The 10656-nt window shown below is 37.1% G+C and carries 13 protein-coding genes and 1 pseudogene; 7 read left to right on the top strand and 7 right to left on the bottom strand.

Features of this window, described 5'->3' with window-relative positions; translation table 11 throughout:
• From VIO64_RS18790 to VIO64_RS18765, 6 genes are all read left to right on the top strand, one after another.
• On the top strand, nucleotides 1–547 hold a 547-nt coding region (locus VIO64_RS18790), incomplete at its 5' end, for a hypothetical protein (protein WP_331921111.1).
• 185 nt (nucleotides 548–732) lie between these two features.
• Nucleotides 733–2466, top strand: coding sequence for a spore germination protein (locus VIO64_RS18785; RefSeq protein ID WP_331921109.1), 1734 nt, complete (start codon nucleotides 733–735; stop codon nucleotides 2464–2466).
• Nucleotides 2463–3560 (top strand): GerAB/ArcD/ProY family transporter, encoded by a 1098-nt coding sequence (locus VIO64_RS18780; RefSeq protein WP_331921107.1) that lies wholly within the window; start codon nucleotides 2463–2465, stop codon nucleotides 3558–3560. Before VIO64_RS18785 ends, VIO64_RS18780 begins: the two co-directional genes overlap by 4 nt.
• Complete coding sequence (locus tag VIO64_RS18775; protein ID WP_331921105.1) at nucleotides 3553–4836, top strand: Ger(x)C family spore germination protein; 1284 nt, start codon at nucleotides 3553–3555, stop codon at nucleotides 4834–4836. The genes VIO64_RS18780 and VIO64_RS18775 overlap by 8 nt, the downstream gene beginning before the upstream one ends.
• Before the next feature lie 522 nt (nucleotides 4837–5358).
• Nucleotides 5359–5526 carry a hypothetical protein gene (locus tag VIO64_RS18770; protein WP_331921103.1) on the top strand — a complete coding sequence of 56 codons (168 nt, stop codon included), beginning with the start codon at nucleotides 5359–5361 and terminating at the stop codon, nucleotides 5524–5526.
• Nucleotides 5527–5907: 381 nt separating this feature from the next.
• Complete coding sequence (locus VIO64_RS18765) at nucleotides 5908–6351, top strand: hypothetical protein (protein WP_331921101.1); 444 nt, start codon at nucleotides 5908–5910, stop codon at nucleotides 6349–6351.
• Nucleotides 6352–6356: 5 nt separating this feature from the next.
• Here the strand turns inward: VIO64_RS18765 and VIO64_RS18760 are convergent, their stop codons facing one another.
• The 7 genes and pseudogenes from VIO64_RS18760 to VIO64_RS18730 form a co-directional block, all read right to left on the bottom strand.
• Nucleotides 6357–6899 carry a phage major capsid protein gene (locus tag VIO64_RS18760; protein WP_331921099.1) on the bottom strand — a complete coding sequence of 181 codons (543 nt, stop codon included), beginning with the start codon at nucleotides 6897–6899 and terminating at the stop codon, nucleotides 6357–6359.
• A gap of 5 nt (nucleotides 6900–6904) precedes the next feature.
• Nucleotides 6905–7072, bottom strand: coding sequence for a head-tail connector protein (locus VIO64_RS18755; protein ID WP_331921097.1), 168 nt, complete (start codon nucleotides 7070–7072; stop codon nucleotides 6905–6907).
• Between the two features lie 30 nt (nucleotides 7073–7102).
• A complete protein-coding gene (locus VIO64_RS18750; protein WP_331921095.1) occupies nucleotides 7103–7327 on the bottom strand; it encodes a Head fiber protein in 225 nt (74 codons plus the stop codon).
• Between the two features lie 10 nt (nucleotides 7328–7337).
• Nucleotides 7338–7961: pseudogene (locus VIO64_RS18745) on the bottom strand (phage major capsid protein); the annotation flags it as partial.
• Between the two features lie 90 nt (nucleotides 7962–8051).
• Nucleotides 8052–8912, bottom strand: coding sequence for a divergent polysaccharide deacetylase family protein (locus VIO64_RS18740; RefSeq protein ID WP_331921093.1), 861 nt, complete (start codon nucleotides 8910–8912; stop codon nucleotides 8052–8054).
• A gap of 48 nt (nucleotides 8913–8960) precedes the next feature.
• On the bottom strand, nucleotides 8961–9710 hold the full coding sequence (locus tag VIO64_RS18735) for an N-acetylmuramoyl-L-alanine amidase (protein WP_331921091.1): 750 nt from the start codon (nucleotides 9708–9710) through the stop codon (nucleotides 8961–8963).
• A 196-nt stretch (nucleotides 9711–9906) separates the two neighbouring features.
• A complete protein-coding gene (locus VIO64_RS18730; RefSeq protein ID WP_331921089.1) occupies nucleotides 9907–10155 on the bottom strand; it encodes a hypothetical protein in 249 nt (82 codons plus the stop codon).
• Here VIO64_RS18730 and VIO64_RS18725 point away from each other — a divergent pair.
• Nucleotides 10037–10656, top strand: a 620-nt coding sequence (locus tag VIO64_RS18725) for a vWA domain-containing protein (RefSeq protein ID WP_331921112.1), incomplete at its 3' end; no start/stop codon positions are given. The genes VIO64_RS18730 and VIO64_RS18725 overlap by 119 nt on opposite strands.

The raw sequence follows: 10656 nt of genomic DNA, 5'->3' as shown, positions 1-10656 counted from the left end.
AAACTGGATGCAGGGTAAAGTTGGGCTTAGGAGTGTATGGTTGAAGGCAACATATGGAATGACAGGAGCTGATAAAGGCGGAATTCTTGGCGGTGCTTTTGATGAGATAACTAATTTCCCAAAGGCAATTAAAGAAATACTTAATTCCATATGGATGTTACTCAAGAACCCAAAGAATACTCTGGAAACTATCGGCTTTTTGTGTAAGGCGATGTGCCCTAGTCCGCTACTCTTCACTGAAGAAAAGAAAATGTTTGTAAACCTTATAAAGGAAATGATTTCAACATTTGCAGAAAAGTTTGGTATGGCGGACAGCTATGAAAAGGGTAAGATGATTGGCGAAGCAATATCATTTGTATTGTCGTTCTTTGTTTCTGGTGCGGGGGTAGTGAAAGCACTCAGGATACTTGACTTGCTGAGGGAATGTAAGGTGCTATCAAAAGTGTGTGTTAAGGTTGCGGATAAAGCTATAGCATGGGAAGAGAATATTTTCCTTGTCACTGAATTATTACTTTTAAAATCAATTATCTTCAAAAAATTACCGTAAAAACCGTATGTTTTTTGTATTTATTCACTGATTTTTCTACTCTGCAAGGGAGGTGTAATGCACTCTATTTGCCAAAACCTATTAGTATGAGGTAGGACTTAAAAGTATATTTATAGTATTATGTGCCAATAATACCATCATAAAATATGGATGGTGATTACTTGAGTACATTGATGAAAAGTATTATGAAAATTTTTCAATATAAAGAACCAAAAAACAACTCAAATTTTGAACTTTTAGAAAATGAGTATGAAGGGTTGAAAAGTGAAGATATTGAAGCTCCTGTGCCTAATAATCAAAATGAAAATCCGAAAGAAGATAAATCAAGAAAATTTAAAAAGCCTTTGCATATAAAAGAATGGAATGAAGTTAAAGAAGAAAGTGAAAATCAACCTGCAACCCCTGAAAATCTTGTTGATTTTTCACTTCAGGTAAACCTCCAAAGGATTAAAAAGGAATTCAGACTGCCTAAAAATAATGACATTGTTTTAAGAGAGTTCAAGGTAGCGGGAAATACAGATGCATGTATTGTTTTTGTGGATGGAATGATTGATAAAAACATTATCAACGACTATATACTGCGTCCGCTTATGAAGGAGGAAAATTTTGCGAAATTCCATGATGGGTGTCTACTAAAATATATTGCTGATAATGTTATATCTGTCAATGACCTCTACAAAGCAAAGGAATACCAAACTGAAATAATACCAAAGCTTCTAAATGGCCTTACAGCACTTTTTGTTGAAGGCTGCGAGGAATGCTTGCTGATCGAAAGCAAAGGATATGAAAAGAGAAGCGTTGATAAACCTGTGGCAGAAAATGTTATAAGCGGTCCACAGGAGGCATTTACCGAAAACCTGCGTACCAATATTACATTAATACGGCGCATGCTGAAAAATAAAGAGCTTGTAACTGAGATTCTTCCTATAGGTGGGATGAATAATTCAAGCTGTGCATTAATGTACCTTGATGGTGTCACTTCTCCAGAATTGGTGAAAGAAGTAAAAAAAAGAATCTGTAGCATTAAATCAGACTTTATTATGGGTAATGGGATGCTGGAGCAGTTCATTGAAGACATGCCGTTTATGATTTTTCCACAGGTTTTAAATACAGAACGTCCTGATAGGGCGGTATCTTTCCTCATGGAAGGCCAGGCGGTTATTTTAACTGAAGGCTCACCGCTTGCCAGTACAGTACCTGTTACTTTTTTTACATTTTTGCATACTTCGGAGGATTCGTTCTCAAGATGGCAGTATGGGACATTTTTAAGGTTAATAAGGTTTTTTGCTTTGATGCTAGCCATATTTTTACCAGGTCTGTATGTTGCATTGATACTATATCATAGAGAAATGATACCTACTGATTTGCTTGCTTCAATTATAAAAGCAGAAGAAAACGTACCATTTCCCACAATAGTTGAAGTAATGATTATGGAGTTATCCTTTGAGCTCATAAGAGAAGCAGGAATAAGGGTACCGGGCATAATCGGCACAACTTTAGGTATTATTGGAGCCTTGATACTGGGGCAGGCGGCTGTTGCAGCCAATATCGTAAGCCCGATTCTGATAATTATTGTTGCCATAACGGGTCTTGGAAATTTTGCCATACCTTCAAATTCGCTTGCATCAGGAGTAAGAATACTGCGGTTTGCTTTTATTCTTTTGGGAGTAATTGCAGGGTTTTACGGTATCTCTGCTGGAATTGCAGTTTTAGGCGGGTATTTATGCAGTATGAAATCCTTTGGGGTACCATTCCTTTCACCGGTTGCTCCAAAATCAGCAAAAAGCAAGGATGTTTTCCTGAGACAGCCAATCTGGAAGCAAGAGGACAGGCCAGACTATATGAACACGCAAAACAGAAAAATGCAGCCACATATAGCAAGGGGTTGGATTGGGAAGAAAGGGGACAATAAAGAATGATTAAGGAAGGAAAATTGGGACTCCATGAAGCTGTTTGCCTCACGACCATAGTTATAACTTCAAATGTATTTTATACCAGTCCAGGATTTTTAATGCATATTTTAGGAACTATAAGCTGGTGTTCGGCTTTAATATCGGCGGCGACAGCGGCAATTGGCTTTACTATTATATGCTTACTGCTGAAACGCTATCCCGGGAAAAATATTATTGAGATTTTTAATATAACAGTAGGAAGATATATGGGTTTTATCTTTTCTATTATTTGCTTTTTATCATTGGCACTATTTGCTACTACCACCTTGCGGGAATTTATTGATGTATTGAAAGATTATGCATTCCCATTAAGTGCCACTTCCTACCTTGTAGTTATTTTTGTGGCAACTGTATTAATTTTATGCCGCTTAGGTATAGAGGCAATAGCCCGATTTGCTAAGCTATCGGCATATGCTTTGCTACTTGGCTTAATATTGGTTCTTATTCTTGCAGCGCAGAACTATAATTTAGGTCGCATGTTTCCTCTATTCGGTTATGGTATTGGTAAAACAATGCTGAACGGCTTTAAGAGAAGCTCGTTATTCGGAGAAGTTATTATACTTGCAGTAATTGCCAGGTCACTGCAAGGTACGAAACATATAAAAAAAGCAGGATATATCAGTATTGTGATTTCCGGTATATTAATATCGGCTACACTGTTTTGTTTTACAATTACTTTTCCCTATTACACAGGACAAGAAATAACCTCACCTATGTATGAATTGACGGCTTTAATTAACTATGGAGTTTTTATACAAAGACTTGATCCGATATTTCTTTTTGCATGGTGTATAAGTTCTTTTATTGCAATAACCACATTGTGGTATATATCCTTAAGCACGTATTGTAAAGCCTTTAAGATGCAGGATATGAAACCATTGCTTTTGACGTCAGGTATAATCCTTTTCACACTTACTATGCTTCCAAGAGATATAACAGAGGTTTCAATGGGATATATCCAGTTTTTTAGGGAATATGCATGGATTGTATTTTTTATACTCCCTTTGATTGCACTTATCTCATCATTAATAAGAAGGAAAGGAGTAAAAGCCAATGCATAGACTTATGGCTGTTATTTTACTATTCTGCATGCTTGTATCTATGCTTTCGGCTTGTTCATCGGATGCAAGGGAGATAGATGATTTAGCATATATTGTTGCAATAGGAATAGAAAAGGGTGTAACTGATAAAGGGCGTCTTACGGTTGAATTTCCTACAATGCATGACCAAACAAGTGGTGGGACCAGTGTGTCAACGGGAAGCAGTACAGGAGGACAGGGCGGATATGAGACTGTTACTGTTGATGCACCTTCCTTTTATGCAGGGATGGATTTACTGGATACTATAATGCCACGGCATATAAATTTTCAGCATATAAAATTTATTGTGATATCGGAAGAACTTGCACGAAGCGGTTTGGTTGGTGAATTTCTTGCCCCTTTGATAAGGTTCAGAGAGGTCAGAAGAACAACTAATGTACTGGTATCAAGGTGTTCCCCTATGGATTTCCTAAAGGCAAATAAACCTCTTATTGGTTCTGCAGCTTCAAAGGCGATGGATGATTTACTTGCTGCACCTTCTGATACAGGCTATTTTCCTCTCGTATCGTTAAATGATTTTTATGATGATCTTAAAGCTACATATAACCAGCCTATAGCAACACTGGCTTCATTGAACACGGACAATAATTTCAAGCAGCAGGGAAGCAAATGGGGAACAGAATTTAAGCCTGCAGGGGAGGAGTATGCAGGGGAGATACCTAAAACAGGAGGCAGCAAGATAGAACTGTTTGGTACTGCTGTATTTGACGGGGATATGATGGTAGGCGAACTTAACGGTGAGGAAACAAGGCTGATGCTGATGGCAAGAGGGGAGTATGAAAATGGCAAATTTACAATACAGGACCCTGAAAAGCCTGAATTGGTAGTTCCTCTGGAAATACGTCCGGCACGGAAGCCAGAAATAAAAATAAAGCTGCAGAATGACAAGCCGATTATTAATTTGACATTGTACCTTGAAGGGGATATTCTGGCAATACAAAGCAGGATTAATTACGAAAGTAAGGATTTAAAGCCACTTTTGGAAAAATCATTTGAAGCTTATATAAAAACACGATTGGACAATCTTATGGGAAAATGCAAGACGCTTAAAGCGGATGTATTTAAATTTGGCTTTGTAGCAGCAAGGCAATTTTTTACCATACAGGAATGGGAGAAATATAATTGGATATCCCAATTTGAAAAAGCAGAAATTAATACCAATGTCAGGTTTGTAATAAGGCGTACAGGTACTATGATGAGAAGTTCGCATATAATAACAACGAAAGGAAAGGAATAAATGAAGTATATTTTAGTGCTTATTGTAATCATGCCGTCTATTTATGTTTGCAGCTATATTAAAAATACATGGACGAAAAATAAGCTATCAGCTATAGGAGCGGCAATAATGGCACTGTTGTCAATTGCTTTTCCTATATATGCACTATTTAGGCCATTTAATTAATATGCGGCTTAGAATATAATTTAGAAAAATGATGTATTTTCATTAATGTAAATAATACTATTGAGCAAGCATATATACCTGAAGAAGATGAAAGTAAAATTAGCAAGAGAATGTTTGATATATTGGACAAAATGCTTTATTGCACAGTAGGTAGAGAAATTTTACTTCCTCTTACCTCAGATGAAATTGGACATGAAAACAAAAGGTATATCCTTAAGGATTACAATCTTTCATTACCAAGAAAATCACTAACATTCACTGTTGAACGAAAGGAAGATGAATATAAACTGACTCTCTGGCCGTTTGACGATAATCTGTTTGAGTCTTTAGTAGATTAGGAAAGGAGTTGTATATACTATGACAAAAAATGTTTCTGTCATACCAGCAAGACAGGTACATACAGCCAAAGGCATACCTGTGCTGTTAAGGAAAAGGGTATGTGCATACTGTCGTGTCAGCACCGACACCGAGGAGCAATTGTCAAGTTATGAGGCACAGGTTGAGTATTACACCAATTACATATAGGGCAAGCCAGAGTGGGATTTCGTGGATGTATACGCGGATGAGAAAGTTAAGCCGGATAAGTTTCATTTTTATAATCCGATGGCATATAGAAATATTTCATTACAAAATTCCCCCATCCTGAAAATTTTCTTGTTAAAGGAATAAAGAGAGTACCTTCTATAATTTGATGAATAGATTTTTTCCACTTATATAATATGCAGGAGAAATCAATCCGGTACTCATATGATTGTAAACGCCCAAAGCAGGACGAATATCACATTAATAATAAAAAACATATTATGCTTTGTAGGCTGTTCTTGTGAATGTATTTCACCTTCTAATAATGGGAGGAAAGAATATGGATTTATTCACCAATTCATACTGGAACATAAGAAAAAGTGTATGGAAGGAATTGTTAATTACTGCATTTATGACCTGAAATACGGCGATGTCTATGGAGATAAAAATACAGATGCAATATTTCTTATAGGTGAAATTGTAGAATATAAAGGTGCTACCTATACGGATAAGATTATTCTTATCATTCAAGACAGCAGGACAGGTATGTTTTCTGGAGTACCCCTTGAGAGTGGCCTGGGAAATAGGCCGAGACTATTTTTGGGAGATTTCAATAATGATGGTATTTGTGAAATGTTTATTCGTATTGATGCCGAAAATGTAGTAGCCCCCGGAGCCTTCTACATATTTTCCTATAAATGCTCAATATTAAGGTTGATTTTTGACTATAAAGAGTTTAATAACCAAAGTAAATTTAAAACTACATACTTGGATGGGAATAGGGTTGAAATAGCCGGCTATGGCTGCAACAACCAGGCCGATGGGTGAAGCTATTAGCTGTCATCGCTTTCAGGGATTGCGCCCTCTTCAGCCACCCAGCTTGCAGTTCCTTTGGTTGCAACCACTGGAATCTGCTTGTCACCTGACGCCGTATTGATAATGGTTGCAAGACCCCTCATGATATTCACATCTTCAAGTGCGGAAATCAACGTCTTTTTATACTCGTCTGGAACAAGGTAGCCTCCTTCAGAGTCAGTCCCAATCTGAAGGGCATTTAAAACATCATAGCTGTTCTTGCTCCTCATGTTTTTCCAAAAAGCATCGGTATAGTTTTTTGAAGCTCTGCCCGTTTTCTCAGTTTCCTGCTGGCCTACCTCCTGTTTGACAGCACTCCTTACAGGCTTTGAAGCTCCATCTCCATTTTCTGCTGGCTCCAAAGCTTCAATTTCCCTTCTCATAAGGACAATATCTTCTTCCATCTTTTCAGACTGGTTCAAGTCCTCGGCTGTCATACTGCCTTCACGCTCATTTAAAAAAGCCTTAGCGGATTCCCAAAGCTTGTTCCTTTTTTCAGTCAATTCAATTATTTTCGACATCTCCATTACCTCCATTTTTTTGTAGTGTTTAGAAGTTCAAGCCTTCTGTGTAGGTTCTGCACATCAACCCTGCCCTTTAGTTCCTCAGCAGAGGTAATAAAACTTGTGATAAGAGCGTCCTCGTGGCTTGAGTCAATCCTTAAAAATGCTTTTGTTTCCTCAAGTGAAATCAAATTTACCGCCTCCCTTTGTCTTTTTCTCCTTTATTCATCGACCAGCATCAAGCCCGAGGCCTTGAGCTTTGTTAACAAGGAATTGAAGTCAGACCTTAAATCAGCAATTGTGCTTGCAGAACTGTCTGCCTGGTTTGCAGCGGGTTTTAACGCTGTTCCGTCAAAGGTCAGTTTCCCTTCATCAACAACACTGATTTCTCCGCCTACTACAAACACATCTCCGTCATCCTTGTGATAGTTTTTAGTTGTATTCATAACCTGTCACCTACGCTTTCATCTGAAGCACCTTGACCGCTTCAGCAAGTGTCAGCTTTCCGTCAACCCTCTGTGTAGCCCTGAATCCTACCTGACCGTTAACAGCATAAAGCTCATTGAGCCTTTGGAAGCTCCTGCCCTGCCTGTCAGCAATCCAGTAATATTTGAAGTCACCAAAGGCAATCGCCTTAGCTGCTGCCTGGATTGTCGGAACAGAAGATGAAGTTTTTACAGGCTTGTTTAAAACGGTATCCGGCTGTCCTGCCTGAACAGCAGGCTGCCACAAGTACTGCCCGGTTCCATCCTTCAGCTTTCTTATAGCCTTGATGGTTGAATCGTTCATAAGCCATGCGGCATTATTCCTGTATGGCTCACGGAGAGAATAGTACAGGTCGATGATTTCATCAAAGGTAATTGCTGTGGAGGATGCGGCTATAACTCCTACCTCTCCGCTTCCTATTAGCCCCGTTGGTTTTGCGGTTCCGTTTCCGTTTATAAAGGCGGCTTCCTCCGCAGCTCCAACCCTTCTTGCAAACTCCTTGGAGATATATCCCTCAAGGTTGAACACATTATCATTCAAAAGCTCCTCTGAAACCTTGATCATGGTTGCAACCTTGTGTGCGCCAAGAGTAATCAGTATTGTTCACATCGTAAACTATATAATGATTTCAAGCTGTTTCTGTTTATTCAAAATCAGGATATCCACTAACTTGTAATAAATTTTTTATTTACATAGTTCAGAAACAAAAACAAGTTGGATATTTTTATCATCAAATTCAGAAAGCATTTCAGAAATTGCATCTGCTGTCGGTTTCCCCCCTTCTGTTCCAACATGCCCAATTGCAACTGCTTCTCCTCTTTTTAATGCTATATCTCCAGCCTTTCGCAACTGCTTAAGAATATAGGCTTTTGGTTTGTTACCATCTAAAAAAACATCTCTGTCATAACAAAGAATACCTCTATCATTGGCGATTTTCTTTGCTATAGGATGGTCTTCCGCCCGGCTATCCACGAAATATAAATTCTTTTCTTTAATTATATCCAAAATGCTTGATATTACATGTTCTTCATTGGCCGCCTTGGAGCCCATATGTATATTAGCCCCAACTGCATAAGGAATATTTTCAAAAGCATCCAAAGTAATTTGCTTTATTTCATCATTTTTCATATTTGCTAATATTGGCCTTGGTCCAACCCAGCTTAAAGGAGCATTTTTTGCTTCTAAAGGTAGATGAACAATAACTTCATACCCTTTTTTGTGTGCATTTGATGCATCTGCAGCGGAGTAAGTAAGAAACGGCATTACTGCAAAGGTTAGGTGTCTTTTTATTGACATCATTTCGTCAATGCCTTTACGGTTTTGACCGAAATCATCTATTATGATTGCCAATTTACCTTTCTGAACCAATGGTTTTGATATATCCTGTTTAATCGTGTTTACTGATGTAGTAAAGTCATGCGTTCCGAAATCTTTATTAAAATAATAGTAGGCAAAAGTAATGGAGGAGACTGCAACAATTGTTATCGTAAGAAATATTCTAAAAGTCCTTTTGGTAATGACTATCAGGCAATTAAATCTCTTCATTCTATGTAATCTCTCTTTCCATAAGATTTTCTATGTGAGCTAAATAAACTATCCCCTAAATACCCTTTCCTCTTCTTTAAGGTATTTTTCGACACCGATAACAATTGCATTAGCAATACCTTCTCTAAATTCATCCTTAAGTAATAGTTCTCTTTCTCTGGCATTTGAAAGAAATACCGTTTCGATTAGAATACCAGGTATAGACGAGCACTTTAATAAGTATAAAGTATCAGTTTTTTGAGGATCATGAGTTGTTCTCTTTTTACCTTCTATAATCATGCTGTTTAAAGCTCTCTGCACAAAGTAGGCCAGTTCCTTATTTTGAGTAAATTTTTCATTATAAAGTACAATAGCCCCGTCTGCATCAAGATTTTTTAAATGGCAATTACCATGAATACTTAAGAAAAGTTGGGCATTACTTTTGTTTATTATATTTGCCCGAGCTTTTAAATCCCTCTGATGTCTATTGCCTGTTCCTTCATAAAGTTTATCTAAAGAAACATCAGCATTCCTTGTCAGAACTACAGTATAGCCCCTCGCTTCTAAAGTAGCCTTTACCCTTTTAGCAATATCGAGATTTATATCCTTTTCTAATAAATTATTACTTGAAGTCCCTCCATCAATTCCACCGTGCCCAGGGTCTACAATGATTACTCCATTTTTGGGGTCATTGAACAAATCTGTTTTTATACTCGAAAATTTGTAGATACAAATCACCATTATAAGAATTACTGAAAGTAAAACTGTAACTGATATAAGAAATCCTTTTTTATTTATGATTATCATTTTGGTTTTCACTGTACATCTCGCAATTTTTATAACTATAGATATTCTATTCTTGAAAATTTAAGATATGTAGATTTTTTGACAGACAATACAAATATGCTGTTGCTTATTCAGCAAAACCAGCAGTGCATTTTTTATGTTATACGTGTATTACGGTTGACCATGGAACATTTAAAATTTTTCATGGCAATTGTATCTTTTCATTAGATCATCTTTGCTCTACAAGGAATACAACCTCAATGGTGTCATTATGCCCAATTTCAATATGAGAAAGGGTCTTAAGCATTAGTTCATACAGTATTGTTAAAAACATCGCAACTAATATTGTTGAGAAGGTAATTGAGTTTGGTAATGAATTCGGAGTTGTAAAGTTCTCTGGGTTTGCAAGAAAGGCAATTGATTTATCAGCAGACAAAAATGATATTATTAATGCAATAAAATCAGCTGATGGATACAATAGTACAGATATCCTATGTGGACTTAAAGAAGGAGAAGCGATAATATTAAACAGTAAATGCGACAAGTATCTTCTTCTGTTGTCTGATGGAGGAGATAATAATAATAGTTATACTCAAATTATTGAGTATGCAAAAACCTTGGCAAGCAAGAAAATTAAGGTTTTGTGTGTATCAATAGGTAAGTCGCAGCTTCTTAATGAAATTGCTAGTATTACAGGTGGAAGGTGTTATTCTGTTTATACGGGCGGTGATATTGATTTGCAAATATCAAATATTGTTAGCCAAATAATTGAGCAACTGAAATTTGGTACTAATCTTCCACAAGAAAGAAAATCGCCTGGTAAGAAGTTACCACCAAATACACCTCCAAATCAACCAATAAAGTTGCCGATTCAGACATATGGGTGTATAAGCTATGCAGGAGAAATTGATGCTTACGAGTTTACACCTGATGAGACGAAGATTTACTGCATAAGCAGTATTGGAGAAACAGATACTGA

The sequence above is a fragment of the Pseudobacteroides sp. genome, assembly GCF_036567765.1.
GTDB lineage: Bacteria > Bacillota > Clostridia > Acetivibrionales > DSM-2933 > Pseudobacteroides.
The sequence above is the reverse complement of the archived record's forward strand: the minus strand, read 5'-3'. Positions and strand labels throughout refer to the sequence as shown.

Excerpts from the sequence above, each read along its gene's own strand:
- VIO64_RS18785 (WP_331921109.1), top strand. The coding sequence starts at position 733 with ATGAAAATTTTTCAATATAAAGAACCAAAAAACAACTCAAATTTTGAA.
- VIO64_RS18780 (WP_331921107.1), top strand. The coding sequence starts at position 2,463 with ATGATTAAGGAAGGAAAATTGGGACTCCATGAAGCTGTTTGCCTCACG.
- VIO64_RS18775 (WP_331921105.1), top strand. The coding sequence starts at position 3,553 with ATGCATAGACTTATGGCTGTTATTTTACTATTCTGCATGCTTGTATCT.
- VIO64_RS18770 (WP_331921103.1), top strand. The coding sequence starts at position 5,359 with ATGACAAAAAATGTTTCTGTCATACCAGCAAGACAGGTACATACAGCC.
- VIO64_RS18765 (WP_331921101.1), top strand. The coding sequence starts at position 5,908 with ATGGAAGGAATTGTTAATTACTGCATTTATGACCTGAAATACGGCGAT.
- VIO64_RS18760 (WP_331921099.1), bottom strand. The coding sequence starts at position 6,899 with ATGTCGAAAATAATTGAATTGACTGAAAAAAGGAACAAGCTTTGGGAA.
- VIO64_RS18750 (WP_331921095.1), bottom strand. The coding sequence starts at position 7,327 with ATGAATACAACTAAAAACTATCACAAGGATGACGGAGATGTGTTTGTA.
- VIO64_RS18740 (WP_331921093.1), bottom strand. The coding sequence starts at position 8,912 with ATGAAGAGATTTAATTGCCTGATAGTCATTACCAAAAGGACTTTTAGA.